The organism is Bradyrhizobium sp. AUGA SZCCT0431 (assembly GCF_018131065.1).
GTDB lineage: Bacteria > Pseudomonadota > Alphaproteobacteria > Rhizobiales > Xanthobacteraceae > Bradyrhizobium.
Window position 1 is genome coordinate 1 of sequence record NZ_JAFCLR010000066.1, and the last position, 26,727, is coordinate 26,727.

The following is a 26,727-nucleotide window of genomic DNA, read 5'->3' on the forward strand; positions in this document are numbered from 1 at the left end:
GAAGTGTCACAATATGAATCACACAAAATGCCGATTCGGGAATCCCCAATAAACTAGATGTGTGCATGCCCTAGGGCCTTCGCCGGGACCCATACGCCGTGACGCTCGTTGTTGCGGAAGGTCACTAACGCCGGCGCTCTTACCGATGGGCCGCGGCGTATGGGTCCCGGCCTTCACCGGGACGACGTGGATATAGTTTCGCAATCTCGCGACGCATTGCGCCCGAGGTTTGACAGAAATTTCCTTGCCCTCGAAATTCAGAGGGCGCAGGGAATGCCGGATGCGCGCTGCACCCGCGGTCTCGTGTGCGAATAGTGCAAAGAAAGCTGCACACGAGCATACAGGGCAGCGGAGGCGATCCGACATTCCCTGCGCAATGGCTTTACGGCTTGCTTCGTGCTCTCCCCGGTCGGGCCGGGCTCGTTGTCACCGTCGCCCGTGGAAGCGTGAGCTTCTCACGAACTTGACGCCAGCATCGGGGCGTCAGGACCACACGACTTCACCGTACGCCTTTGTTGCGCGCGTCAATCGCAACATCGGCGTCCACCGCGACCCGCCCCTCGTTGTGACGATGGCCAACGCCCCTCTGAGTGGGACGGGATGGTGATAGTTGTGTCACTGATTTTCCTTCTGGAAAAGCGAAATATTTTTTGTTTCGGGGCTTGACATTACTTCCGATAATCGGAAACGATTTGCCCGTCGGGCAATTTTGTTGATTGCGCTCGACTTTTTCTTATCTCATTCCCGATCGGCAATTGCGCATCGCGGAAGACCGCCTCACTCGGCGTCGGTAATTTTTCCCTTGCCGGTACAGGCCACGCACTTGGCCGGATAGATTCTGCGGGTTGCCAGCACAGGCTGCTTCACCACGGGGAAGCCCGTTCCTTTGCAGGCCGAGCACGTATGCTCCCTGATTTTTTGCGTCATGATTTTCATTTCGCGGCCTCTTGGCGGGGTAGTGATCCCGCCAATATGCACGCTGTCCGCCCCAAGACGCTGATCAATATTGCTCACCCTGTGCGAATTTGTACAAGCGGCGGTGGTACGGGGAAAAGCGCAGCCTGGGTGGATTTGGCGATACAAGTATCATTTCCTTGAAATGAGAAACGCCAATTTCATGTCATTGTGCAAAATGGACTGTTCGGCCCGATTATCCCATTTAAGGGATACGCCCGACCAGTTCCTCTCCGTGACGGTTGCCTGATCGCCTTCATCTGCACCCCAGCGAATGCGACTACCGACCTTGAGATTCCTTGATTCATCGCCGGTCATGGTCGGCTCATGTCCCCGGTGGCCGTTGCCCCTGGAATTGGATGCCGCACTTCTTGATGTTTGCGGCTTGTTCAATGGCAACCATCTGCCCCTTCATTTGGGCAAGCTCGGCTGCGGTCTGCTTGTCGCCGCCGACGAAAAAAGCGGCTGGCCAAAAGATGACAACGGCCGCAGCGGTTGCCAGGCCGTCGTTGGTTCGCTTTTGATCCTGAACGCCCGATAGCGAAGCGGCCCGCGTTGAAACGGCCTGTGCTTCCTGAGCCAGTTGCTGACACGTATAACTCTGATACGCGACCGGCGAGACGTAGGCCGGCATGATATCAGATGAACTCGACGCACAGCCAGCCAGCGCGGTGCAAAGCACCACGATCCCGAGATTTCGCATTTTTGACTTCCCCCTGCCCAAGAGGTGTTGCGCCTACTGTGGCGGGAACACAAGGCACTCGCAGGCAGTTTGGCGCTTCCCGGTATTAGTACTGCCTTCCCGCCAAATGATGCGCGGAATTTCCATGGCCAAAGGTTGCTGCTTAGCGAATCCACGACGCATCGCGCGTTTTGTGAATTACCCGCCACCCACCAACGCCAGAAACACCCGCCTCACCTCCACCTCGGTCTCCCTTACCCTTGCCTGCAGCGTCGAGAAATCCGGGGTGTCGCCGGCGCGCGCCATCACGCGCTGCAGGTTTTCGCCTGCGGTTTCCGGGTTGAACTTGCCGTTCACGCACAAACGCAAAATCTGGGTCAGGTCGTGATAGAGCCGCGTGGCGGAGCGCAGCACTTCGGCTTCGGCTTGCGGCAGCACGCCTGACCGAGCGGCGTTGTCGAGCACCTGCAGCGTGGAGACGCTGAGGATTTCGGGCTTCTGAGCCGCGTAAGCGAGCTGCAGATATTGCGCGATGAAATCGATATCGACGAGGCCGCCGGCGGCGAGTTTCAGGTCCCAGATGTCGTCCTCGCCCTTTTCCAGCGCGATGGCGCGGCGCATGTCGGCGACGTCGCCAGCGGTGCTGGCGGGATCGCGGGAGCGGACCAGCACGCCGCGGATGATGTCCTCGATCTTCTTGCGGAACGCAGGCGACGCCGAAATCACCCGCGCCCTCGTCAGCGCCATGTGCTCCCAGGTCCAGGCTTCGCGTTCCTGATAGTCGGCAAAGGAATCAATCCGCGACGCCACCGGGCCGGCGCGGCCCGACGGGCGCAACCGCATGTCGACGTCGTAGAGCACGCCGTAATTGGTCCGCGTCGTGAAGGCCGAGATCAGGCGCTGGGTCAGCCGCGCAAAATATTGCGCGCCGTGCAGCGACCGTTCGCCGTCGGAATCCGGATGCTCCCCGTCGAAATCATAGAGCAGGATCAGATCGAGATCGGAGGACGCGGTCATCTCGCGGCTGCCGAGCCGGCCCATCGCGAGGATCGCGGTCTCCTGCCCTTTGATGCGGCCATATTGGGTCGCGAACTGGTCGGTGACGAGGCCATGCACGGTGTGCACGATGCCTTCGGCGACGTCGGCAAAGGCGACGCTGGCCTGCTGCGCCGATACGGTACCTGAAAGAATGCGCGTGCCGATCAGGAACAGGCTTTCCTGGCCGAACAACCGCAGCCGGTCGAGGAAGTCCTCGTAGGAATCCGCGTCCTTCAATGTCGTCGCCAGGCGTGCGGACAATTCCTTCTGGTCCGGCATCGCGCCGAAGAAGCGCGGGTCGATCAGCCCGTCCATGATTTGCGGCTGGCGCGCCAGCATGTCGCCGAGCCGGGGTGCGGCGCCGAGGATCAGCGCGACCAGTGCAACGAGATCGCGGTTCTGGCTGAGCAACGAGATCAGCCGGCCGCCGCGTTGCAAGGCGCCGAGGAAGCGGTCGAACGCGGTCACGGCATCGTCGGGGTCTTCGGCATGCGCGAGGCCGTCGATCAGGCCGGGGATGAACTCGACGAACGCGGTCTTGGTGGCCCCGTTGCGCAGCGCGCGATAATCGCCCGCCATCCATTGCTGCAGGGTGCCTGCGACCATGATCGGCTTCTTGAAACCGAGCGTCGCCAGATGATCCAGCAGCCGCGGGTCTTCGGGTCCCGCGCCGTAATTGACATCTGGCAGTTTCTCGGTGCCGGTCGGATCGCCCTCGAACAGCTTGCTGTAGTGCCCCTGCACGGTGTTGAGATGGTCGAGCAGGTCTTTTGCGAAGGCGGCGCGGCTTTCATAGCCGAAGAAGTTTGCAAAACGCTCCACGGCTTCAGGCTCCTCGGGCAGCGCATGGGTCTGCTCGTCGGATATCATCTGCAAGCGGTGTTCGACGCGGCGCAAATATTCATAGGCGATGGTGAGTTCTTCCAGCGCCTGAAACGTGATCCAGTTGCTGGTCGCCAGCACCTGCAACGCCTGCAGCGTCGGCCGCACCCGCAAATGCGGATGCCGGCCGCCCGCGATCAATTGCTGGGTCTGGGCGAAAAATTCGATTTCGCGGATGCCGCCGCGGCCGACCTTGACGTTGTGCCCCTCGACCGAGATCTCGCCCTGGCCGCGATAGGTCTGCATCTGCCGCTTCATATCGTGGACGTCGGCGAGCGCCGCAAAATCGAGATGCTTGCGCCAGACAAACGGTGCCAGTTCGGCAATCAGCGCCTCGCCCGCCTTGGGATCGCCGGCGCAGGGCCGCGCCTTGATCATCGCGGCGCGTTCCCAGGTGCGCCCTTCCCGCTCGTAATAATGCAGCGCCGCGTCGGTCGACATCGCGACCTGAGTCGAGGCGGGATCGGGCCTTAAGCGCAGATCGACGCGGAACACATAGCCGTCGCCGCTGCGCTGCTGCAAAATCCGTGCGAGCGCCTGCGTGACGCGCACGAAGAACGGCGCCGGCTCGATGTCGGCGACCAACGACGTCGCGGCGGGATCGAAAAACACGATCAGGTCGATGTCGCTGGAATAGTTCAGTTCGCCAGCGCCCATCTTGCCCATCGCGAGCACGATCAGGCCGCAGCCTTCTTCCGGCCGATCGTGGTTGGCCGCATTCATCCGGCCGCGCACGACTTCCTGGCGGAGCAGGAACCGCAGCGCCGCCTGCACTGAAGCAACCGCGAGATCGGTCAGCGCCGCCGTCACCCGCATCACAGGCCAGACCCCGCCGATGTCGCACAGCGCGGTCATCAGCGCGGCTTCCGCCTTCATGCGGCGAAGCAGATGCATCACGTCGGCTTCGCTGGCCGCATTGAATACGTCGTTGGTGGTTTTCTCGATCAGCGTCGAAAGGTGCGACTCCGGGTCGCACGCCAAGAGGCGGATCAGCCGCGCGGCGTCGGCGCGTATCAGATCGAACAGATAGGGCGAGAATTCCGCTGTCCCGAGCAGGATGCGCCTGGCGAACGGCTGCGCCAGCACGGCCTCGAGCGCAGCCGACTGCGCCGGCTCCAGTTCGGAGAGCCAGGCTGAGAATATCTGTTCGGCATTGCTGGAAGCGGAGACATGCGGCCCGTCCACGAAGCGCGCGGCGAGGCCCTGTCCTTCCGCGTTGCCCGGCGCGGATGAGTTCATGCCACCTTCTGTGGCACATCCTGCGTTTGAGCCGCAAGCCTGTCACCGGAGGCCGCGCGCGCCGGAATGGCCAGCGTCGCAACCAGGCCCGGATGCGCATCGCCGAGCCGCAGTTCGCCGCCATGCAGGGTTGCCACCGCCGAGGCCAGGCTGAGGCCGAGGCCGGACCCTGGCAGCGTCCGGCTGGCTTCCAGCCGCACGAACCGTTCCACCGCGTGCTTGCGATCGCCTTCGGGAATGCCGGGGCCATGATCGGTGACGCTGAGCAGCACGGAATCGCCCTCGCGCCGCGACTCGATCAGGATCTCTTTGGAACGTGCCGCCACGGCGGCGTCCAGCGGCTGCACCGCCGGGTCCGGCTTGCCGTATTTGATCGCGTTCTCGACCAGATTGGCCAGCGCCTGGCTGATCAGCTCGCGGTTGCCGTGCAGGGCTGCGGGTGCGGCCCTGACGCGCAAGGTCAGGCCGTCGTCTTCGGCCAGCGGCTCGTAGAGTTCGTGGATGCCTTTTGCGACGTCGGCGGCGTCGAAATCGTCCATGTTGCCGCGCGCCTGCCCGGACTCGGCGCGCGCGATCATCAACAGCGCGTTGAAGGTGCGGATCAGGCCGTCGGATTCCTCGATGGTGCGTTCCAGCGCGGCGCGGTATTCGCTCTCGCTGCCGGAACTCGCCAATGCCTCCTCGGCGCGGTTGCGCAGCCGCGTCAGCGGCGTCTTCAGGTCATGGGCGATGTTGTCGGAGACTTCCTTGAGGCCCATCATCAGGGCCTCGATGCGCTCCAGCATGGCGTTGAGATTTTCCGCGAGCCGATCGAGCTCGTCGCCGCTGCGTCCGACCGGCAGCCGGCCGGAGAGATCGCCGGCCATGATGCGCCGGGTGGTGCCGGTCATGGCGTCGATCCGGCGCAGCACCCGCCGCGCCACGAAGACGCCGCCGCCGAGGCCGAGCACGATGACGACCAGCAGCGACCATTGCGCGGCGTTGGCGACGATGCCGAACATCCGCCTTCGTTCCTCGAGATCGCGGCCGACCAGCAGGCGAAAGCCGTTGCTGAGTTCGGTGACGCGCACCAGCGCGCGATGATTGGCGGTATCCTGCTCGTCGAGCCGGCGGTACGCCGTCTCGGACCAGCCGATCGAGCCCATCACGCCTGGAGAGAGCGATTCGACATTGCCGCCGAACGCCGTTCCCGCCGGCGTCGTGACGAGATAGAGGTTGGCGCCGGGCCGCAGCGTGCGGCGGCCGAGCGTGAGGGCAAGGCCCTGCAGACCGCGGCGTGCGTAGATGATCTCGATCTCGCCGATTTCGGCGTTGACGGTCGTGGTGATCTGCTCGTTGATCAAACGGCGGGTATTCCAGGCGAAATAGCCCAGCAGCGAGGCGGCAAACAGCGCAAACAAAAACAGATAGACCAGCGTCAGGCGGAACGCCGTGGTGCGGATCAGTTTACCGAATGCCGTCACGGATCATGTATCCAATTTGAGCGCTGCGTCTGCTATCACTGACCGTCGACACCAGTTTTATTTCATTTTATTTTCAATGTATTAGCTGCGTCTACCGTCGTCTGACTTCGCTGAACATCGCCGAACGCCGGCCGGTTTTGGCGAAAAAACGGTAAGTTGACGCACCTCTCCCTTCTAGAGTATCCGTGACGGTCATACATCCAAAGCAGGTCGATTTTGGAACAACTGACCATCACGACCGAACATCCGTGACGGTAAGTGGTAAGCGGAACGGGAACGTTAAAGTGGCACTTAATTCGAACCAAGTTAAATCCCTGCAACCTGGCGTTCACGCGGACGGTGGGGGGCTTTATCTGGTGGTGCGCGAGAGCGGTGATCGGGTGTGGGCCTTCCGCTTCACCGACCTCGAGGGCAAGCGGGCGCAGATGGAGTTCGCCAGGGCTGGCGACCGCGACGGCGCAAGCGGTGACGTTCTGACCCTAAGCAGCGCGCGCGAGAAGGCGCGCGACTATAAAGTCGCGTTGAAGCGCGAGGGCATCGATCCGCGCGTCAAGAAGCGGGCCACTGCTCAGGGCAGCAAGACGTTCAAGGAGTTTGCCGAGGAGCAGTATCCTGATTGGTGCCAAGGGCTGTCCGAAGAGGAGTTGAAGCAGTGGCAGCGCTCTATCCGGGACGTGCCGAGCCTGCACGACAAGAAGCTTCAGGAGATCACTACCGAGCACGTGTTGGAGGCGCTCAAGGCGATCTGGACCGTGAAGCCGGTCACAGCTTCGCGGACGCGCCAGCGGATCGAGCGGCTGATGGACGCCGCCAAAGCGTTGAGACTGCGCACGGGCGAGAACCCGGCCGCATGGCGCGGCAACCTCAAACACCTGCTGCCGTCGCCCCGCAAGCTGAATCGCAAGAAGGGGCATCGGTCCGCCCCATATACGAAGATGCCGGGAATGATGACTGGGCTGCGCTATGATCCCGGCAACGCCGCGCGCTGCACAGAAGTCGGCATCCTCACCGTATCGCGGAGCCAAGAAATCCGGCTGATGGAGTGGACGGAGCTCGATTTCGAAGCACGGACGTGGATGGTTCCGGCTGAGAAGATGAAGATCAAGGGCGAGCTAGAGCCGAAGCCGCATCTCGTTCCGTTGTCAGATCAGGCCATCGATATCATCCAATCGATGCCGCGCACGGATAAGTACGTGTTCCCCTCCGACCACGCGGAGGAACATCAGCCGTTCCGGGCGAACGCGCTTGTTGGGGCCATCGAGCGCACTGCCGTCAAATCCACCATGCATGGCTGCCGCACGAGCTTCCGGAATTGGGGCGCTGACAACAACGAGCACAATTTTCGCCGCGAAGTGCTTGAGTTCTGCCTGTCGCACCGTATCGGCGATGAGGCTGAACTGTCGTATTGGGACAGCGAGATGATCAAGCGACGTCGCGAGGCGCTGCAGGCGTGGGCTGACTTCATCAAGCCGCGCAAGAATGCGTTGGACGAGCAGCCACCCGAAAGAAAGCGGCAAAAGCTCAAGCTGGTCGCTTAATGAGGCGTGAGCGACCCATAGCGTGCGGTTGTCAGCTTATCGAGGCGAAGCGACCCAAGAGAAGACTCCCACCATCTTGGAAAAGATTTGCCGGCCTGGGACGAGAAAGCTATGGAAATCAAACAGGCGGACGTGGCGAAACTAGTAGACGCAAGGGACCATCGGACTTAAGCCATTAGGTGCCCTGGGGGAAATCGGCACGAAGCCGATGCGTTTGACGACCGAGCGCTACCGCACCACGAAGCTCGTTTGCATCGCTCGATCTCAGGTTGGATTGTTCGGCGTCCAGCTTGCGATTGCATCGCCAAGGCCATCTGGAAGACGATAGGATTCTTGCGGTCCCGGAAACGCTCCACTGCGGACGTCCGCTGCCCAGCGCGAAAGCGCATCCTGCAGCAACCGAAAACCTTCCGCGTAGGTGCGAACGAACTTCGGGCGTTGGTCTTGGGTCAGGCCCAGGACATCGTGAAACACTAGCACCTGCCCCGAACAGCCGCGTCCCGCGCCGATTCCGATGGTCGGTATTGCCAGGGATTCGGTCGCGCGAGCGGCAAGCTCGGCCGGAATGCCTTCCAAGACCAGGGCGAAGCATCCGGCCTCCTGCAGTCGGCAGGCGTCGTCGAGCAAACGCAAGGCCTCATCGGCTTTTCGACCTTGCACCTTGAATCCACCCATGACGTTGACGCTCTGGGGGGTGAGACCCAAATGGCCCATCACGGGAATTTCGCAATCGACCAAGGCGCGGACCATATCGATGCGCTTGGCACCTCCCTCGAGCTTCACCGCGGCGGCGCCACGTTGCAAGAATCCCCCGGCATTCTGTATCGTTTCCTTGACGCCGAGGTGAAAGCTGAGAAAGGGCATGTCGGCGACGAGCAATGCACGGGGCTTCGTGCGCGCAACGGCCTCGAGATGATGGTTTATCATCGCCACGCTGACCGGCAGGGTGTTCTCGAACCCCAGGCAGACGTTGCCGACGCTGTCGCCGACGAGGATGACATCGACGGTGGAGTCCGCGATTCGCGCCGCAACCGAGTCGTAGGCCGTGGTCATCACGATACGCCGCCCTTCCTCCCTCCACCGCTGCAGCATCGGAATGGTGACGCGTTCAACTTGCGGCTTCGAAATGTGGCTCATCCTAGATCCCGATCTGTCGATCGCCCCCCAATTTGACTCTGCGGCGCGAAGTGATATCGGTTGATATCGCCCGCTCGCTATCCCGAAAAGCGCCGCGCCGCGTCCGAAGTGACCGAACATGTCACTCGGCTTCTCAAAGGAAGCACGAGAGAAACGAAAACTGTCAACGGCGAAGCGGAAAAACGAAATTAACGTCTCAAACATCGCGGCTTCAAGCATGAAAACGCCTGTTGATTGCGCGATCATTAGACGAGATCATTATTGCTCAGCGCGATGGCGCGATGGCCGGTTGTGCCACGTCACGATACTGGCCGACGATGTCGGCGAGCCGAGTCTCGATGGTCGTCTCGACCGATAGACCGACCCGCAGCAGTCGGGCGAGCGGCTGGTTGGGCGCAATCACGATCTGCACGGGCAGGCGCTGGACGATTTTGGTGAAGTTGCCGGTGGCGTTGTCCGGCTGAATCGTCGCGAACGTGGCCCCTGTCGCGGCCGGCACGCCGACCACCCTTCCTTCCAGGTCGATGTCGTAGGCATCCACGTGGATGCGGGCGCGTTGGCCAGCCTGGACGTGCTTGAGTTCGACCTCGCGATAGTTGGCTTCGACGTAGACCTCGGACAGAGGCACGACGGCCATCAGCCCGGTGCCTGAGTTGACATAGTTGCCCACCTGCACGCCGCGCTGAGCGACCATGCCGTCTACGGGGGCCAGAATCTTCGTGTAGGAGAGATTGAGCTTCGCCTGCTCAAGCTGCGCTTCGCTGGCGCGCACGCTCGCGCGGGCCGACGCCTCCTGGGTCTGCAGGACCTTCAGTTGCGCCTGTGCAGCCTCCACAGCGGCCTTCGCACCCTCCAGGGCGGCCTTGCTCTGACGTAGGGTGCTATCGGCCTGCTGCTGGGTCTTGATCGTGCCCGACCCGGTCGTGGCGAGATACTCGTAGCGCTTGGCATCGGCTTCCGCGAACGAGAGCTGGGCTTCCGCGATATTTTGCTGCGCCCTGGCCTGCTCCATAACCGGCCCCTGCCGGACAACGGACGCCGCCGCGTTCTCGACCATGGCTCGATCGCGGATTAGGGTCGCCTCGGCTGAGGCAACGGCCGCGCGGTAGTCGCGGTCGTCGAGTTCGACCAACACCTGCCCGGCCTTGACCGTGTCGTTGTTCTGAACGTGGACAGAGGTGACCTGGCCGGAGACGCGCGGCGCGATGGCGGCGTAGTGCACGCGCACGTATGCGTTGTCGGTCCAGATGTCTGGTCTCGGCGCGACGATGCGCAAGGTCACCACCCCGACGAACCCGAGGACAATGAGACTCGCGAGGGCCCAGGGCCAGAGGCTCGCGAGCCCGTCCGTCCTGGACGTGGGTTCGGCGATGTTCGGCGGCGCCGCTGGAGCCGTCGGAGTCGAAGGCTGAGGTGCTGTTGTAGGGGTAGACATGAATCCTCAGTGCTTCGCGAACAGGATGCGCGGCGGGTAGGTGCGAACCGGCAGGAGGAGGACGAGCAGCGCCAGGGCGACACCGAATGCGGCCAGCACCAGGAAGGTGTCCGCGGTCGTGAGCACGCTCGCCTGAATCTCGACGGCATGGGCGAGCCGCGCCGCCTGCTCGCTCGCGCCGGGCAGCAAGCCGTTGGGAGCCTGCATTGGCTGAAAGCGGTTCTGGCCGACCTGGTCGACGAGGCGCTCGGAATGGAGCGCACCACGCCAGCGCCCGATGAGTTCCAGAATGCAGGTCCCGACCGGTGCGGCCAGGCTACGGGTTGTGTTGACAAGCGCCGAGGCGAACGGACCTTCCTCCGGGCCCTTCACGGCGTTCGTGGCAATCATCAGCAGCGGCAGCACGACCATGGGCTGGCCGACCGCCTGCAGCGTTTGCCAGAGATAGAACTGCTCGCGATTCCAGGAGGCGTCGATCGCGGCACTGCCGAGGCAGGCCGCGCCGACGAGCGCCAGCCCGCACAGCGTCACGGCGCGGGCATCGGCCCACTTTCGGTCGAGCAGGAACGCCACCGCCGGCAGCATCAGGAATTGCCCGAGCGCAATCAGGAGCGTGATCCAGTGCCCCTGCAGGGCACGATAGCCCTGGACCTGGGCCAGATATGTTTGCGGCACCAGAGAGGAGGACAGGCTGAGGACGAGGAAGAGGAACAGCCCCAGCACCCCGTAGGTGAAGTTCCGTCGCTTGAGCATCTGCAGCTTGAGCAGTGGGAGTGGGTGGAACCACTCGTTGACAGCGAGCAGCGGAAAGGCAGCCGCACACATGAGAACGAGCACGCAGACCTCCGTCGAGTTGAACCAGTCCTGGTGGTTGGCGTGGTACATCAGCGTGGTCAGGGAGCCCGCGCCGACGACAAGGAGCAGAGCACCCCGCCAGTCGAACTGCCGCAGACGGTCGTAGCGCGGCGGATCCTGCGGCAGGCCGTACCAGACGAGGACGGTCGCGATCGCGCCGAGCGGCAGCGCCTCGAAGAACACGAAGCGCCAGTCGATGACATCGGTCCAGAACGCCGCGACGGAGGTGCTGATGGCGGGCGAGAACGTGGCAGTCAGCGCGTAGACGGCAAGGCCGTACAGGCGGATCGGCGGCGCGAGCACCCGCAAAGCAGTGGTCATCAGCAGGGGAATGGTGAAGCCCCCACCAAGGCCCTGGAACAGGCGCAGGCCCAGCATCACCGAGAGATCGGGCGCGAAGGGGATGAGCAGCGTCGTGCTGCAGGTGAGCCCAATGGCGAACAACGTGAAGCGGCGCAGCGTAAACGTGACGGAGAGCCAGGGTGCGAGGGCCATCCCGAGCGCGATACCGGACGCGTAGATGCTCTCGATCCAGAGCCCGGGGTCGTGGCTGATGCCGAGCGCGCCGCGCACGTCGACTAGGGCCGTGGCCATGACGAGTTCGTTGAACTCGGCGTTCAAGGCGGCGACGAGAACGCCGGCCAGGCCGATCAGGGGTCTGGGGTTCATGGATTGATGTCCGGAGTACACACCGCGGCTCAGTCTTGGGCTCCGTTGTGTTTCTTTAATTTCTTCATGAAGACATTGAAGTGCGGGAACAGCTCTGCGAACAGCGGCTCACGGCGATGCCGCATGATGACTTCAGCAAAGAGCTTGAGACCGATGGTGAACTCGGCCGCTTCTTCGTCCGGCACGGCGTGCCGCTCGCGCACGCGGGTGAGGACCTGCAGCACATTGTCGTGGTTGGTGGTGTCAAACGTCAGCACACCGGCGCCGGACAAGGCAGAGGGCCCGAGCTCCTGGACGGTGACGCGGTAACTGTGTGGCATGGCGGCTTCGGAGGGTTGGTCAGTTGATATCATCAACCTAGACTATCGATTGATATTGTCAACTGAGGAGATATATTGTCGACATGGATGACGAGCTGCTTGATCTCTTCGGTGCCGTGTCGAACGCCTTTCACGTGCGGTTGCAGGGGCTTGCCGTGCTTGACGAGTTGCGCCTCGCCCCGTTCCAGGCGCGAACGCTGTCCCTGATTGCCCGCTACCCCGGCTGCTCGCAGCAGGCGCTCTCGACGTCGACCGGGCGGGACAAAGCGCAGGTGGCGCGCACGATAAAGGAGCTCGAGACGCGTGGGCTCATCACGCGTCAGGCCCATCCGCGCGATTGGCGCGCGCAGAGCCTCAGCGTGACACCCGAAGGGAAGCAAGCGTCCAAGCTGCTGCTTCGCCATCGTGCACAGGCCGGCGTGGAGGTGCTGCAGGACGTGAGCCTGAAAGAACGGGAGGTTCTGCGCCGTGTTCTGTCTAAGATGCGCGCGAGGCTTGCCGCCAGCGGCAGCCTATTGGCCACTCAAGACTCCTGAGCCATGACAGCATTCGATTTGCCGCAGCGATCGGAGAACGGGACGGGTTTCAGAAAGTCAATTCTGAATCATGACACCGCAGGCGCTTGGTCGGCGCCGCCGCCAAGATACGCATTGATGACTGCAGGGTTGTGCCGGAGATTATGCGCAGTGTCCTCGCCCGCGATGGCTCCCCGTTTTTCCTCCAGCAGCCGACGTAGACCCGGACTTAGCTTGTTCGTCAGGTTCATGTTGGCTTCCGGGGATGGAATAGCTCTTCGACGGACTGTTTCGGGTCCTTGATCCGAGAGCGGTCCCTGCGATCGTTCTTTTGTGCTTCGAGCTTCTGCAGGAAGCGGAAACGCGGCGATCGGGTCGCGTGCCCTGATCGGCCGTGCTTGGTCATGCCGAAGCCCTTTTGGCCGCTGTGCGCCATTTGATCACCAACGAAAGCTGTGCGGCTCATTTCTTGCCATTCACGCGCTTCGCCGAAACCACGATCGGAGAGAAAGAATAGCCCTGATCATCAAAAGGCGCGAGGGGACGGTCGGTTTGCGGGAGCGGAATGCTGCAGTGCGGCGCGCTCGAGTCGGCCAATAAGCGACATCACTCCCGTTTATTCGATCACCTCGGCTGGGGTCACAAGCAACGCCGACGGAACCTTTAGGCCGAAGTCTTGGCGGTCTTGCCTCGAAGGTTTAGCCTGTCGAAAGTCAGTGCCGTCTTGGCTGCGTGGGACTATCGCTCATTTGCAACGAGCGGGGCTGACGATGCAGACGATTTTGGTACCAACCCAAAACACCCCGACCATGCAATCCACGCTCGAAACGGCGGTGCTGCTCGCGCAACGCACCGGCGCCTATATCGAGGACGTTCCGCGTCGGTCGGCATGTCTCGAAAGTGCCACGAGCAGAAAAATTTTTATTATTTCGCCATCCGCCAAGCGAACAGCACGACAGTCGCCCCGAGCGCCGCTGCAATTACCGACGTCACTATCCCGCCGCCGAGCGCGAGAAGCACCGCGATGTGATAGCCAATCAACGCGCCAGCGGTACCCACCAATGCGCTTGTGACGATGCCGCGGGTTGATCCGGAGAATTGACGAGCAAGCCATGACGGCCCCGCAAGCCGGTCGAACAGAAAGCCAGCGGCAAGGCCGATTACGAGAACTACAATAAACGTTACGACGGGGTCTGGGGCGGGCATGTTAGGCCGCCTTGAGTGTGGTTTAGATAAGTTTCCACAAACGTTGGGACGCTTCAGTTCAAGCGTCACAGGAACGGTGCGCCTTTACGGGAGAGAAGTCGACCAACATGTCGTGAAATCAGCGACCCAAAAATTTAGGCCGACCACTTCCAGTCTACCCCGATAAGCAGACTCTCTCCGTGCCGGTTGGCACTTCCGAAAAGTGCCATGAACGGACCCATGCACCGCAGCAAAAGAGCTCTATTCGACCACCTCGTCGGCTTGCGCCAGCAGCGCTGACGGCACCGTGATGCCAAGCTGCTTCGCGGTTTTCAAGTTGATTAGAAGCTCGAATTTGGTCGGCTGCTCGACCGGAAGGTCGGCCGGCCTTGCGCCCTTAAGGATTTTGTCGACGTAACCTGCGGAGCGACGGACCAAGTCGAGCCGCCCGGGTCCATAGGCTATCAGACTCCCTGCCGCCATGTCCTCTCTCGAGCCAAACATCGCCGGCAGCCTGTTCTCCAGCGCTAGCATTCCCAATGCTATCCGGTGTTCAGACAGCCTTGCATCGGGAAGCACTAGGAGCGCGTCGGCGCGCTGTTCAACCATCGACCGGAAGGCAGCCTCGAAATCAGCGGGCTCCTGCGTTTCGATCAGCCGAAGTTGCAGTCCCAGCTGTTCTGCGGCTCTCGTGGCTTCCTCCAACATGGGTGGAAGTCCGGCATTGCCCGGAACCCAGAGAATGGCCACGCGGGAGATGCGGGGACTGATACTTTGAAGGAGCTGCAATTGCTTGCCCACGATCTCTGGAGAAATGTAGTAACTCAACCCAGTGACGTTTCCGCCTGGCCTCGCGAGGCTGTTTACCAAACCGAGTTCAACAGGCGTTGCGACGGTGGCAAAAACAATGGGAACGGTCGAGGTGACACGCTTGGCCGCTAAGGCCGCCGACGTCGTCGGAGCGACCAAAACGTCGACCGGTAGCCGCACCAGCTCACCGGCAAGCACATCGAGCTGTTCGAGTTTTCCGCTCGCCCAGCGATACTCGATGAGGACAGACCTTCCGGGCACATGGCCAAGCTCCCGAAGTCCGTTTTCAAGGGCTTCCCCCCCCCGCGGCCGTCTGCGGCAGATGCAGCCCCCAGGTAACCGATGCGCCCGATCCTGCCCATAGCCTGCTGGGCAAACGCTATTAGCGGCCAAGCTGTCACTGCGCCGCCAAGAGCCGTGACAAAGTCGCGACGTCGCATGTCGCCTCCCGAGCGAAACGTTTGGAAATCTAGCACAGCAATGAGGCTGGTGGGCGACAATTGGACCCAGGACGGCCTCAGGACCCGATCAGGCCGAATGTCACCTTCGGGTCATTCGCGTCGTTTTGGCCGGCCGCCGATCACTTCCGCTCCACCCCTATAAACAGACATCGTTGCCGTCGTCGGCATGTCTCAAAGGTGCCAATATGCGACATCAGCGTTAGTGGGCATCCCATCTGATCTGTCGTACAATCGCATCTAGGTTGGATCGTGGGCCATGGTGCAGGAGCGACCAGTCCGGGTCGAGCGGAGGTTGTCGGCGATATTGGCCGCTGACGTAGCTGGCTACTCGCGGTTGATGCACAATGACGAGGAGGCGACCCATGCCAAACTGGCCGCCCTCCTAACCGACGCCGTCGCCCCGGCAATTGCCGAACACGGCGGCCGTGTCGTGAAGAACACCGGCGACGGGTTCTTGGCGGAGTTTCCGAGCGCGGTCGAAGCCATCCGGGCTGCGGTGCAGTTCCAAGCGCGTGTTAGCGAGCTTACAACCGGTGACGTGGAAGAGAGACGCATTGTATTCCGCGTGGGCGTCAATATCGGTGACGTAATCGTTGAACCCCACGACATCTTCGGCGACGGAGTTAACATTGCTGCGCGGCTTGAAAGCATCGCAGAACCGGGCGGCATCTGCATCTCGTCTGCTGCCTACGATCAAGTCCGAGGCAAGGTCGGCCTTGAGTTCGCCGATCTGGGTCAGCAGAACCTCAAGAACATCGACGACCCGGTGCGGGCCTATGCCGTTGGCCTGAACGCGAAAACCGACCGAGCTGCTTCGCTGCCATCATCAACTCCCCGGTTGTCCATCGTTGTTTTGCCGTTCGCAAACATCGGAGGCAATCCCGAGCAAGACTACTTCGTCGATGGCGTGACCGAGAGCCTGACCACCGACTTGTCGCGGATCAATGGCGCGTTCGTGATTGCGCGCAACACCGCGTTCACCTTCAAAGGCAAGGCGGTCGACGTAGTGAGGCTCGGACGTGAGTTGAACGTCCGCTACGTGCTCGAAGGGTCGGTGCAACGTGGTGGCAACCTCCTTCGGGTCAACGTGCAGCTGGTCGATGCCGAAACCGGCAACCACCTCTGGGCGGAGCGTTTTGACAAGCCCGTTGCCGACCTCTTTGTCATGCAGGACGAAATCGTATCGAGGCTCGCCAACTCATTAAATGCCGAACTCGTTGCCGCCGAGGCCCGGCGAGCGGAGCGTTCTCCGCATCCAGACGCGATGGACTTGGTGTTCCGAGGTAGGGCTTGGTTTAACAAGGGGCTGACCCCCGATCACATGGTACAAGCGCGCGGCTTTTTCGAGCAGGCCATGGTGCTCGATCCGGGAAATGTCGAGGTCATGGTCGGTTTGGCGCGGGTCGATGCCGTACTCGGAGGTGCCCTTATGACCGACGATTATTCAGCGCGGTTCACCTCGGCCGAGGCGACTTTAACCAAAGCGCTATCGCTCGCGCCGAACCACGCTTTCGCACACGTGTATCTGGGCCTCGTGCAAATGTTTACGAAACGCGTGGCTCAAGGCATTGCTCAATGCGAGCGGGCACTGGCACTGGATCGCAATTTGGCCGGCGCTCACGTTCTCATCGGCATCGCCAAGTTTTTACTTGGTCGAGGCGCAGAAACCGAATCTCACATCAACGAGGCATTCCGCCTTTCTCCTCGCGACACCCTTGCCGATCGATGGATGGCATGGGTCGGCCTCGCCAAGGCTCAGCTCGGTGCCGATGCCGAAGCAGTCGTCTGGCTGCGCCGGGGCCTTGACGCAAACCGAAATTATTCCGCCGCGCATTTCCTTCTCGCGGCTGTGCTGGTGCGGCTCGGGGAGCTGGACGAAGCGCGGGCCGCGGCGCAAGCGGGACTTTCGCTCGATCCAAGCTTCACCATTCGTCGCTTTCGTGATGCCACGTATGCACGGAGCGACAATCCGACCTTCCTTGCGTGGAGCGACCGCGCGATTGAGGGCATGCGGTTGGCCGGGGTGCCTGAGGGCTGATGTCCGAGTTGGGTCAATCGCGTCACTTTGACAGCGCGCCGCGAACTTCCGCTCTGCCTCGATCAGCGGACATCGCCGATCAGATGCGTCAGGTCCGAAAAGTGCCATCAAGAGACTTCGCAAATTCGGCACCGCGATCCAGTAAGGTGCCCGAGTCTTGCCCAGGAAACGGTCTAGGGCTGTTTACGTTTCCGCGAGGTGTTTGAATCGGAGCATCAGTCTCCTCATGCAGAATCCGCTCCGCCGCACCTTCGAGATCATCGTATTGTCCGTTCTTGAGGGACCACATAAAGGCTGCAAGTGCGGTAATGCCGAGACCGAGCGCAATCGGTATCAGATAAAAATAGCCATTCATTCGGCGGCCTCCATCATGCCCTTGGCCGAAAGCTGCGCTTCCGCAACAGCGCGTGGCACGATCCTTCGCGGGCTCCTGAGGCGCAGCGCGTTGGCGACGACCAGCATCGACGATGCAGACATCGCCACGGCTGCGACCAGCGGCGTCACATAGCCCATGATGGCGACGGGGACCGCGACCAGATTATAGGCGATCGCAAGGGCGAAGTTTTGCCGAACGAGCCGCCTGGCATTGCGTGCGACGGAAATCGCCTGAGGCACTGCGGACAGGCTCTCGCGCAAGAACACCAGATCGGCCGCGTTACGTCCGATATCCGCCGCGGTAGCCGGCGCCATCGAGGCATGCGCGGCCACCAACGCCGGCGCATCGTTCAAGCCGTCACCCACCATGAGAACCTTCCGGCCCGAAGCTTCAAGCGCTGCGATGTGCGCGATCTTTCCGGCGGGCAATACCGCAGCGAAGCAGGGAACATTGAGTTGTCGAGCAATTGGCGCTACCGCGGCTTCACGATCGCCGGAAACCACCTGGACTAGGATGCCGGCGTTCTCCAGTTCGGTCACCGCCGTCGATGCATTCGCGCGCAGAAAATCCTCGAAACGAAACTCGGCCAGACGGTGTCCGCCTTTGGAAAGTACGACGGACTCATCGCCTGACATCCGCCCGGCGTTGGCCCGGCTCGCAAGTGCCCATTCCGGCCGGCCGAGCCGGTAAGTGACAACGCCGGAGCGCGCCTCAAGACCGAACCCAGGGTGCTCTGAGACTTCATCGAACACGATGCGAGATGTTGGAAGATCGGCGGCCGCTTCGACCAGCGCGCGCGAATAAGGGTGCCGGGAATGAGAGGCCAGTGCAGCCGCAATCCCGATTGCCTCCCGGTCCATGCTATCAGATCCGATCAGGCGCGGACGGCCTAGCGTCAGCGTTCCAGTCTTGTCAAACACGACCGTGTCAATTTCGGCAAGGCGCTCGAGCGCGCCGCCGTCCTTCACCATGATGCCGCTCTCGAACAGCCGCCGGGCCGCGACGACCTGCACCATTGGTACCGCGAGGCCAAGCGCACAAGGACAGGTGATGATCAGAACCGCAATGGCGATTGTCAGCGCGCGGTGGATATCGCCGGTTGCGAGGAGCCAGCCGGCAAGCGCGAACAACGCCGTGAGATGGACGATCGGCGCGTACAGGCTGGCGGCACGATCGGCGATGCGGCGATAGGCCGAGCGACCCTGTTCGGCAGCCTCCATCATCCGCACCATCTCGCCCAGGAACGAATTGTCCGGCGTCGCCGTCGCGACGATCGTCAGCGGCCCTGTCAGGTTCAAAGTGCCTGCCCGCAGCAGGGATCCGATGGTCGCCGACACCGGTGTTTGCTCTCCGGAGATCAGCGAAGCATCCAGTCCGGACGTCCCCTTGATAACGGTTGCGTCGACCGGCACACGTTCGCCTGCCGCCAGCATGATGGTCATACCGGTCTGGATTTCGTTCACCGGAAGATAGATCTGCTTGCCGTCCGCTTGCAGCACCCGCGCGCCGCGTGCCGCGAGTTGCGCCAGTCCCTTCACGGCCAGCCGGGCCCGTTCGCGCATCATGTGATCGAGCGTGCGCCCGATCAGCAGGAAGAACAGCAGCGAGATTGACGCATCGAAATAGGCGTACGGCCCATGCTGCGTGGTGTCGTAAAGGCTCATGCCGAAGGCGAGCAGTACACCGATGGAGATCGGTACATCCATATTGGTGCGCCGATGCCGCAGGGCCCGCCATGCCGAACGGAAAAATATCCGGCCGGAATATGCCAGCGCGGGTAGTGCGATGATGGCCGACAGCCAGTGGAACAGGTCGCGAGTCTCGGATTCGGCGCCCGACCAGACCGAGACGGAAAGCAACATGATGTTGCTGGCGGCGAATCCCGCGACCGCAAGCGCGCGTATCAATTCCGACAGTTCACTGTTCCCGTCATCCGACTCGATGTCGAACAAATGGGCCGCAAAACCGGCCTGCTTGAGCGTTTCGAGAAAAGGCGGCGGAGCGCTTTCGGAGCGCCATCTGACGGTCACACGCCTGGTCGAAAGGTTGACGCGGGCGCTTTCCACGCCGGCAAGCCCGCCGAGCGCCGTCTCGATGGTCCGGATGCATGCCCCGCAATGCACCGTGGGCACCGACAGATCGGTCTGGCGCACGCCGTCGGCCACGATGCGGCTGGCGAGCAGGACTTCCTCCCCGGTTCCGCGAGCATCCGGAGCAAGCAATGCCAGTTCGGCTCCCGGTGCGCAGCAACCCATCGCAGGAACTCCAACTGTCTCGTTATGCTCGGGACTGCATCGCGCGATAGGCGTGCCAGCTTCCGTGTCCCAGCACCGGGAAAACGACGATCATTCCTAAGAGGCCGGTGACGATGCCGACAAAAATCAGCGCAAGCATGATCGCCGCCCAGGTCAGCATGACCGGAAGATTGCTCCACACCAGCGCCATACTGGTGCCCATGGCGGTCAGCGCATCGGTGCGTTCGCTCAGCAGCATCGGGATCGAAAAGGCGCTGATGGCGAATGCGAAGGCTGCAAACAGGCCGCCGACCGCGCTGCCGACTACCAGCATCGCCCAGCCGATCGCGGTCGTGAACAGCATCGGGACAATGTGGTCGAGACCGGGGAACGGGCGTAGTCCGAAAAACAGCGCATAAAGGATGACCGCCGCGCGCATCCACAATAGCGTCAGCCCAAGAAGCAGCACGCCTGCGAATAGAATCTGACCGCCTGAATCCGGCCTGACGAAGATCATGTTCCACAGGCTGACGGGCCTGCCTTCCTCGATGCGCCGGCTCTTTTCGTAAAGTCCGATTCCAATGATCGGCCCAGCCACCATGAAGCCCGCAAACGCAGGAAGCAGGATATAGTCGAGGCGCAGGGCAAACAGGCCGACGACGGTGACGACCGACACCAGAAATACCAGCACCCCGTAACTGATGCTGGCCGCCGGATTGATTTTGAAATCGCGCCAGCCGGCCGAGAGCCAGCCCAAAGCGGCTGCGGGGGCGACGTTGCGCTTCCAGGTCTGCGCTTGCGGCAGCGGCGGAACAACGTCCGGGATCGAAATCATCGCTGGTCTCCCTGCATTCTCACCGCGGTGTGCATGACGATTTTGCAGCGCTGAATTTTCCGTCCCCAGGGCTGCCTTCGCCCTGGCGGACATGGGCAACGCACTCCGGTTGCGATGTGACCGCCATATAGACCAGGTGCGAGTTGGCGATCAGCACCAATAGCAGCCCGGCACCGACCGCGGCCCAAACAACGGCCTTTGTCCTGAACTGCCCCGTCGCTGCGCCGGTGTCGCTCATCACTGCTCCCGACGAAGATCGAACAGATAAAGCGTGAGAATCTTGCGGTCGAGCGGCGAAAGTCTTCCCTCCCAGCCTGGCATCTGGCCTTGCCGGCCGCTCCACACCGTCGTGTAGATCGATTCCGCGTCGCCGCCGTAGATCCAAAGTCGATCGGTCAGATCAGGTCCACCGAGATCAGCCTTGCCCTTGGCGTCGTCACCGTGGCAAGCGACGCAATTGGCAGCGAAGACGGCCTTACCGGCGTCGAGTTTCGCCGCGGGCACGTCCTTTGTGACCGCCGGATCGGAAAGACTGCGCACATAGTTCACGACGTTTTCGACTTCGTCCTTCTTGAGCATCTGATCGCGCCCGAACGCCATCATCTGCGACGTCCTGGTTTGCGGATGGGCCGAATTGATGCCGACCCGGATGGTTTCGGCGATGCTTTCGGGGTCGCCGCCCCAAAGCCATGACGCCGTCGTCAGGTTCGGAAATCCCTGGCCGCCCCGTGCATTCGATCCGTGGCACGGCGCGCAATTGTCGCCGAACAGTGTCCGGCCGGTCTGCCGCACCCGTTCCATCAGTCGGGGATCGGCCTGGATCTCCTTGAAGCTTTCAGCCTCGATGCGCTTGGTCCAGACGCCGCGTTCGAGAGCGGCCTGCTTCACGCTTTCGGTCACGATGTTGCGCTGGTCGATGCCGAGCAGGCCCTTGGTGTAGGTCACACCGAGCGGCCATGCCGGCATCAGCACCCAGTAGCCAACGGCGAACAACGCCGTCACGATCAAAAAGAAATAGACCGGCCGCGGAACCGGCGAGTTCAATTCCTTGATGCCGTTCCACTCATGACCGGTGGTCATATAGCCGGTGTATGGATCGCGTTCTTCTACCGCCATGGCTGATCCCTGTGCGGCTTGTCCTCATGGTCGAGGATCGATTGCGCGGCGTCGTCGAACCGCTTCTTGTTCGACGGCCAGAACGCATAGACCAGCACGCCGATCGAGAGCGCGATCAGATAGAACAGACCGAACGACTTCGAAAACCAGACCACAAAATCATTGTCCATGATCAACCTCCCGCCGCGGCGACCGGCTTATGCGCAGCGTCGGTCAGCTTGCCGAGAATCTGCAGATAAGCGACCAGGGCATCGAGTTCGGTAAGATTGCCCGGTTTGCCGTCGAAGGCCCTTACATTCGTCGCCGCGCCATATCGCTTGGTGACACCTTCCGCGTAAGGTGTATCGGGCGCCGCCTGACCGTAGGCATCCAACCTCGCATTGGCGACCATCTCGTCGGTATAGGGGACGCCGACCTTGCGCAGCGCCGCCAGATGCGCGCCGAGGTCATCACTCCGCAGTTCGGTGCGCCCGAGCCAGGCGTAGTGCGGCATTACTGATTGAGGAACCACGTCGCGGGGGTTGTTGAGATGCCGCACGTGCCATTCGTCCGAATATTTGTTGCCCATGCGTGCCAGGTCGGGACCGGTCCGCTTCGATCCCCAGAGCATCGGGTGATCATATTTGGATTCGACGGCGAGCGAATACGGGCCGTAGCGTTCAACCTCGTCGCGCAAGGTCCGGATCATCTGGGAATGGCAGGCGTAGCAGCCTTCGCGGATGTAGATGTTGCGGCCGGCGATTTCGAGCGGGGTGTAGACCCGCATGTTCGGCGCGTCCTCGACGGTCTGATGGATCGTGAACAACGGAATGATCTCGACCGCACCGCCGATGCTGGCCGCAACGATAATGGCGAGCAGAAAGCCGATGGTCTTGCGCTCAAGCCGGTAATGCAGGTTGAACATGTGCGTTCACTCCGCCGGTTGAGGCGCGGTAGCGCCTGCGAGCGCTGGAACGGGGCGATCGGCCAGCCTTTGGTCGGCCGGCTGATCTGCGGTCCGTATGGTCATCCAGATGTTGTAGCAGGCGACCAGCGCGCCGATCAGGACGAAGAGGCCGCCGATGGCGCGCGCGATATAGTAGGGACGCATCTCAACTACGGATTCGACGAAGGAGTAGGCGAGCGTTCCGCTTTCATTGTAAGTCCGCCACATCAGCCCCTGGACGATGCCGGAATTCCACATCGCAAAGACGTAGATTATCGTTCCAGTAATCGCGAGCCAGAAGTGCACTTCCACCAGCCTGGCGGAATACATCCGCTCGCGCTTCCAGAGCCACGGCACCGAGGCGTAGATTGCGCCGAATGTAATCATCGCGACCCAGCCGAGGGCGCCCACATGGACGTGGCCGACCGTCCAGTCGGTATAATGCGATAGCGAATTGACGGAACGGATGGCCATGAACGAGCCTTCAAAGGTGACCAGACCGTAAAACACCGCCGCGACCATCATGAAGCGCAGGACCGCGTCGTCGCGGACCTTGTGCCAGGCGCCGTTCAGCGTGAGCAGCGCGTTGCCGGCCGAAGCCCATGACGGCACCAGCAGCATCACCGAGAACGTCATGCCGAGCGTCTGCACCCACTGCGGCAACGCCGTGTAGTGCAGGTGATGCGAACCCGCCCACATGTACATGAAGGTGATGCCCCAGAAGCTGATGATGGACAGCCGATAGGAGAAGATCGGGCGGCCGGCGCGGACCGGCAGATAATAATACATCATGCCGAGGAAACCGGCGGTCAGGAAGAACGCAACGGCGTTGTGGCCGTACCACCATTGCGTCATCGCATCCTGCACGCCGGAGAATGCCGAGTAGCTCTTGGCATGACCGAGCGACACCGGAATCGCCAGATTGTTGACGATGTGCAGGATTGCCACGACCAGAATGAAGGCCATGTAGTACCAGTTCGACACATAGATATGAGGCTCTTTGCGGCGCACCAGCGTTCGCAAATAGATGATGAAGTAGGTAACCCAGACGATCACCAGCCAGATGTCCGCGTACCATTCCGGTTCGGCATATTCCTTCGACTGCGTGACGCCCATCAGGTAGCCGGTTGCGGCGATGACGCAGAACAGATTGTAGCCGAGCAACACGAACCACGGGCTCAACTGGTCGGGCAGGCGCGCGCGCGTGGTTCGCTGCAGGACATAGAACGAGGTTGCGATCAGGGCGTTGCCCCCGAAGCCGAAGATCACGCCGGACGTGTGCACCGGACGAAGGCGGCCGAAGCTCGACCAGGCTGCATCAAACGTCAGGTCCGGGTAGGCAAGTTGCCACGCGATCCAGTCGCCGACGAAAAGTGCCGGCACGAGCCAGACCATTGCGAGGATAACACCCATCCGGCTGGGATCGTCGAAATAACGGTCCAGCCGGTCATCGCCGGGCTCCGGGCTGTAGTAACCGGAGATGACGCCGAATGCCCCCAATATGCCCGCCAGCAGGACTATGGCGCCATGAATGCCCAGGGGATCGCCACCGCCGGCGGCGGCCATCGCCAATCCGCACACGGAAATCACCAGTAGAATGATGAGCGCAAGCTGCCGCTCGTAATTTGTCAGTTGGGCTATCATGGGTTCGCAGCTCTCTCCAGGAAGTGGGAAGCCGGCAAGTCAAGCATCATAATGTGCCCTGACCCGACGAGCAGGCTACTCCATCGCTGCAATCCGTCCAAATGAGTTTTCTGAGTCTTGTGGCTCATCAGCGGCAAGCCAGAAGGCTAAACGAGCGCAAGGTAAGCCTCAGCTTTCGCCTAAGTTTTAGGAAAGCTTGGGGGCTTGAGTATGCAAGAACGAACCTACGCCGCAAGTCCGGCGTCTGTCCGTTTTTGCATAGTCAGGCGCATTCGCCAGGGTGAGCATTTCGTTACGCGAAACATGACCCGCTTCGTCTTGCTCGTGGCGATGGTCCCAAGGGAGTTTGCAGGTTTCATCGATTGACCGAATGGTCGATTGGGACTTAGCTCTACTTGGCCCCGTCAACCGTAAAATGTTCGATGGAGTAAGCCCTAGCGCCTAAGTTCGATGGCGTATTGCCGCAGGCGAATTACCCCACCTCTGCTTTTGATCTACATCAATCCGCAGGATGGACGCTTCCTTTTAAGAACTGATATTGCGGGGCCGTGGAGTGATGTCCGAGATGGGTCATTCGCGTCGTTTGACCGGACCACGGCTGTGCCACGGGCGTGCATTTGGGTTGAGCGTTGGGCATCTGATCGGTTTTTTATCTCGCGACACGGCGGGGCAGTTTCAGAAATAAGCATGCTTTACGCCGAAATTTCTTCCCCCGGGGTGTCCGTAACGTCCCTACCTGTTGACCGGCATGACCGATCTTGATCGTCTTCGCGATGGTGGGCGGCCATACGCCGTCAGCTATCGTCTGCTGCGCTGATGTTAGCGGGATCATCACCGTCACAGGCTCTTGGCATTCTCAACCGATTTCAAGCGCCCTGCTCCCGCATTCCGGCGCATCGTGACATGCAACTGGAAGCCCATCGCATCGAGTACTCTAAGAATTGTCGTGAAGTTCGGTTTTTGTGGATCGCGTGCAAACGCACGATGAATGCTTGTCCTCGCAATCCCAGATTTCTCCGCAAGGTGAGAAATATTGTAGAGGTGGGTGGCCGCGCCAATGGCATGACATATTTCGGGAACATCCGATTTCTTGAACGCTTCATTTATGAGATCGGCAGCCGCGCGTCGCGAAGCCGGCTGTGGGCGAGCTGCGCACCCGACCGATTTTTTGGGCATGTAATCCCTCCAACAAAATAGGCCGGCATTTCTGCCGGCCTACTGTACTGGAGATTAGGCAATTGGACGAGATCAGTACCGCGCTGCGACCGGTGCCCCGTAACCGCCGAAGCGGTAGTTGATGCGCAAGGTTACCATGTCCACGTCCTGACTGATCCGGTTGAGCGCACCGGCAACAATCGGATTGGCGACCGAGAACGAATTGTTCGCGTCGCCCATGAAGAGATGGTTGTATTCGACACCGAACGACCAGTTTGGTGTGAAGCCGTACTCCAGTCCAACACCGATGGTGCCGCCCCAGCGGGTCGCGCTAGCTGAGGCCAGTTCAGCGCCGGTAAGGGTACTGAGGATGCTAAAGCGGTTGCTCGTCACTGCCGCGCCGCCCTTTACGTACAGCAGTGCTGCGTTCCAAGCGTAGCCGATCTGGCCGGTAAAGAGGCCAATACCATCGGTCGTGGTGCGAGTGGAGAACGCAGGATTGATAATGCTGATGCGCTGGTTGCTGAGATCGGCCCAATCGCCCTGCGCTTCCAGACCAAACACCCACTGATTGGCTTGCCAGCGATAGCCGATCTGCCCGCCGGCGAGGCCGCCCGACCGCTCCCGGCAGCCGTCAGCCACGACTACGCCCGCCACATCGACGAAATCCCAGCAGTTGCGGCTCTGACCCCAACCGCCGTTGCCGCCGATGTAGAAGCCACTCCAATCGTAGATCATCGGAAGCACCGGTGCGGGTGGCCGTGCCTTGACGGCCATATCGGCGGCGGACGCAGGAGCGCCCATGCCCAGCGCAATCAGACCTACCGTACCCATCAGAAACTTCTTCATCGTATATCCCCTTCCGGTGTAGCCAACGACCTTCCAGCCGCGCGGCGTGTACATGTATTCCCATTCCACGGCCCAGTATGAATGATTTGATTGCTTCGACCTGTACCTGGATTGCCACAGGCGAACTTTGATTTGGGAAAAAATGGCAATAGTCGTGTCCTATTGGACTATGCAGTTTGTGCCATTCCCTTCCGCGCGGAATTGGCACGCCGGGAAAAGTGGGCAACCGATCCAACTCGGTCAGACTGATTTCGCCACAGCGAGAGGTGATCCGGGCTAGCCAAATGTCCGCTATGGGTCTTGGCCGTGTAAAAACACCCTTCCAAGGAAGTCGGTGAGAAGCCAGGACCGGTTCGGTCTCAGGCCGCGATC

24 protein-coding genes and 1 pseudogene are annotated in these 26,727 nt (G+C 61.4%); 3 read left to right on the forward strand and 22 right to left on the reverse strand.

Annotation, left to right across the window (positions count from 1 at the left end):
- Nucleotides 1-777 precede the first annotated feature (777 nt).
- The 5 genes from JQ567_RS36420 to JQ567_RS36440 form a co-directional block, all read right to left on the reverse strand.
- Nucleotides 778-936, reverse strand: coding sequence for a hypothetical protein (locus JQ567_RS36420; protein WP_212443286.1), 159 nt, complete (start codon nucleotides 934-936; stop codon nucleotides 778-780).
- Between the two features lie 150 nt (nucleotides 937-1,086).
- A complete protein-coding gene (locus JQ567_RS36425) occupies nucleotides 1,087-1,272 on the reverse strand; it encodes a hypothetical protein (protein WP_212443287.1) in 186 nt (61 codons plus the stop codon).
- A gap of 7 nt (nucleotides 1,273-1,279) precedes the next feature.
- Nucleotides 1,280-1,657 carry a hypothetical protein gene (locus tag JQ567_RS36430; RefSeq protein WP_212386825.1) on the reverse strand — a complete coding sequence of 126 codons (378 nt, stop codon included), beginning with the start codon at nucleotides 1,655-1,657 and terminating at the stop codon, nucleotides 1,280-1,282.
- 177 nt (nucleotides 1,658-1,834) lie between these two features.
- Nucleotides 1,835-4,795 (reverse strand): bifunctional [glutamine synthetase] adenylyltransferase/[glutamine synthetase]-adenylyl-L-tyrosine phosphorylase, encoded by a 2,961-nt coding sequence (locus JQ567_RS36435; protein WP_212443288.1) that lies wholly within the window; start codon nucleotides 4,793-4,795, stop codon nucleotides 1,835-1,837.
- Nucleotides 4,792-6,258: a HAMP domain-containing sensor histidine kinase gene (locus JQ567_RS36440; RefSeq protein WP_212443289.1), complete on the reverse strand. Its 1,467-nt coding sequence runs from the start codon at nucleotides 6,256-6,258 to the stop codon at nucleotides 4,792-4,794. The genes JQ567_RS36435 and JQ567_RS36440 overlap by 4 nt, the downstream gene beginning before the upstream one ends.
- A gap of 284 nt (nucleotides 6,259-6,542) precedes the next feature.
- Between JQ567_RS36440 and JQ567_RS38980 the strand changes: the two genes are divergently transcribed.
- Entirely contained in the window at nucleotides 6,543-7,796 is a 1,254-nt protein-coding gene (locus JQ567_RS38980) for a site-specific integrase (RefSeq protein WP_212443290.1), read from the forward strand.
- 264 nt (nucleotides 7,797-8,060) lie between these two features.
- On the opposite strand, the gene panB is transcribed toward JQ567_RS38980, so the two are convergent.
- The 4 genes from panB to JQ567_RS36465 all read right to left on the reverse strand — a co-directional run bounded on the left by panB (nucleotide 8,061) and on the right by JQ567_RS36465 (nucleotide 12,212).
- Complete coding sequence (gene panB, locus JQ567_RS36450; RefSeq protein WP_212443308.1) at nucleotides 8,061-8,933, reverse strand: 3-methyl-2-oxobutanoate hydroxymethyltransferase; 873 nt, start codon at nucleotides 8,931-8,933, stop codon at nucleotides 8,061-8,063.
- Between the two features lie 265 nt (nucleotides 8,934-9,198).
- Entirely contained in the window at nucleotides 9,199-10,215 is a 1,017-nt protein-coding gene (locus JQ567_RS36455) for an HlyD family secretion protein (RefSeq protein ID WP_312017521.1), read from the reverse strand.
- 159 nt (nucleotides 10,216-10,374) lie between these two features.
- On the reverse strand, nucleotides 10,375-11,892 hold the full coding sequence (locus JQ567_RS36460) for an MFS transporter (RefSeq protein WP_212443292.1): 1,518 nt from the start codon (nucleotides 11,890-11,892) through the stop codon (nucleotides 10,375-10,377).
- Nucleotides 11,893-11,921: 29 nt separating this feature from the next.
- A complete protein-coding gene (locus JQ567_RS36465; protein WP_212443293.1) occupies nucleotides 11,922-12,212 on the reverse strand; it encodes a DUF3861 domain-containing protein in 291 nt (96 codons plus the stop codon).
- A gap of 83 nt (nucleotides 12,213-12,295) precedes the next feature.
- On the opposite strand from JQ567_RS36465, the gene JQ567_RS36470 reads away from it, so the two are divergent.
- Nucleotides 12,296-12,748, forward strand: coding sequence for a MarR family winged helix-turn-helix transcriptional regulator (locus tag JQ567_RS36470; protein WP_212443294.1), 453 nt, complete (start codon nucleotides 12,296-12,298; stop codon nucleotides 12,746-12,748).
- Between the two features lie 68 nt (nucleotides 12,749-12,816).
- Here JQ567_RS36470 and JQ567_RS36475 read toward each other — a convergent pair whose 3' ends face one another.
- From JQ567_RS36475 to JQ567_RS36485, 3 genes are all read right to left on the reverse strand, one after another.
- Nucleotides 12,817-12,978 carry a hypothetical protein gene (locus tag JQ567_RS36475; RefSeq protein ID WP_212443295.1) on the reverse strand — a complete coding sequence of 54 codons (162 nt, stop codon included), beginning with the start codon at nucleotides 12,976-12,978 and terminating at the stop codon, nucleotides 12,817-12,819.
- 673 nt (nucleotides 12,979-13,651) lie between these two features.
- Nucleotides 13,652-13,933, reverse strand: coding sequence for a transglycosylase (locus tag JQ567_RS36480; RefSeq protein WP_212443296.1), 282 nt, complete (start codon nucleotides 13,931-13,933; stop codon nucleotides 13,652-13,654).
- Nucleotides 13,934-14,173: 240 nt separating this feature from the next.
- Nucleotides 14,174-15,115, reverse strand: a complete 942-nt coding sequence (locus JQ567_RS36485; protein ID WP_249165966.1) for an ABC transporter substrate-binding protein — start codon at nucleotides 15,113-15,115, stop codon at nucleotides 14,174-14,176.
- 324 nt (nucleotides 15,116-15,439) lie between these two features.
- Here JQ567_RS36485 and JQ567_RS36490 point away from each other — a divergent pair, with 324 nt between their 5' ends.
- Nucleotides 15,440-17,221: an adenylate/guanylate cyclase domain-containing protein gene (locus JQ567_RS36490; protein WP_212443298.1), complete on the forward strand. Its 1,782-nt coding sequence runs from the start codon at nucleotides 15,440-15,442 to the stop codon at nucleotides 17,219-17,221.
- Between the two features lie 205 nt (nucleotides 17,222-17,426).
- On the opposite strand, the pseudogene ccoS reads toward JQ567_RS36490, so the two are convergent.
- The 10 genes and pseudogenes from ccoS to JQ567_RS36540 form a co-directional block, all read right to left on the reverse strand.
- A pseudogene (ccoS, locus tag JQ567_RS38505) lies at nucleotides 17,427-17,576 on the reverse strand (cbb3-type cytochrome oxidase assembly protein CcoS); the annotation flags it as partial.
- The gene (locus JQ567_RS36500) at nucleotides 17,573-19,852 is read right to left on the reverse strand and encodes a cation-translocating P-type ATPase (RefSeq protein WP_212443300.1); all 2,280 of its coding nucleotides are present in this window, start codon (nucleotides 19,850-19,852) and stop codon (nucleotides 17,573-17,575) included. The pseudogene ccoS and the gene JQ567_RS36500, both read right to left, overlap by 4 nt.
- A gap of 22 nt (nucleotides 19,853-19,874) precedes the next feature.
- Entirely contained in the window at nucleotides 19,875-20,666 is a 792-nt protein-coding gene (locus JQ567_RS36505; protein ID WP_212443301.1) for a DUF2189 domain-containing protein, read from the reverse strand.
- Between the two features lie 19 nt (nucleotides 20,667-20,685).
- Nucleotides 20,686-20,904 carry a hypothetical protein gene (locus JQ567_RS36510; RefSeq protein WP_212443302.1) on the reverse strand — a complete coding sequence of 73 codons (219 nt, stop codon included), beginning with the start codon at nucleotides 20,902-20,904 and terminating at the stop codon, nucleotides 20,686-20,688.
- Complete coding sequence (gene ccoP / locus JQ567_RS36515) at nucleotides 20,904-21,782, reverse strand: cytochrome-c oxidase, cbb3-type subunit III (RefSeq protein WP_212443303.1); 879 nt, start codon at nucleotides 21,780-21,782, stop codon at nucleotides 20,904-20,906. The genes JQ567_RS36510 and ccoP overlap by 1 nt, the downstream gene beginning before the upstream one ends.
- Nucleotides 21,773-21,952, reverse strand: a complete 180-nt coding sequence (locus JQ567_RS36520; protein ID WP_409363656.1) for a cbb3-type cytochrome oxidase subunit 3 — start codon at nucleotides 21,950-21,952, stop codon at nucleotides 21,773-21,775. The genes ccoP and JQ567_RS36520 overlap by 10 nt, the downstream gene beginning before the upstream one ends.
- 2 nt (nucleotides 21,953-21,954) lie before the next feature.
- Nucleotides 21,955-22,686 carry a cytochrome-c oxidase, cbb3-type subunit II gene (ccoO, locus tag JQ567_RS36525; RefSeq protein WP_212443305.1) on the reverse strand — a complete coding sequence of 244 codons (732 nt, stop codon included), beginning with the start codon at nucleotides 22,684-22,686 and terminating at the stop codon, nucleotides 21,955-21,957.
- 6 nt (nucleotides 22,687-22,692) lie between these two features.
- Nucleotides 22,693-24,351, reverse strand: a complete 1,659-nt coding sequence (gene ccoN / locus JQ567_RS36530) for a cytochrome-c oxidase, cbb3-type subunit I (protein ID WP_212443306.1) — start codon at nucleotides 24,349-24,351, stop codon at nucleotides 22,693-22,695.
- A gap of 837 nt (nucleotides 24,352-25,188) precedes the next feature.
- Nucleotides 25,189-25,527, reverse strand: a complete 339-nt coding sequence (locus JQ567_RS36535; protein WP_212443307.1) for a DNA-binding protein — start codon at nucleotides 25,525-25,527, stop codon at nucleotides 25,189-25,191.
- A 72-nt stretch (nucleotides 25,528-25,599) separates the two neighbouring features.
- Nucleotides 25,600-26,355, reverse strand: coding sequence for an outer membrane protein (locus JQ567_RS36540; protein WP_212443309.1), 756 nt, complete (start codon nucleotides 26,353-26,355; stop codon nucleotides 25,600-25,602).
- Nucleotides 26,356-26,727 lie beyond the last annotated feature (372 nt).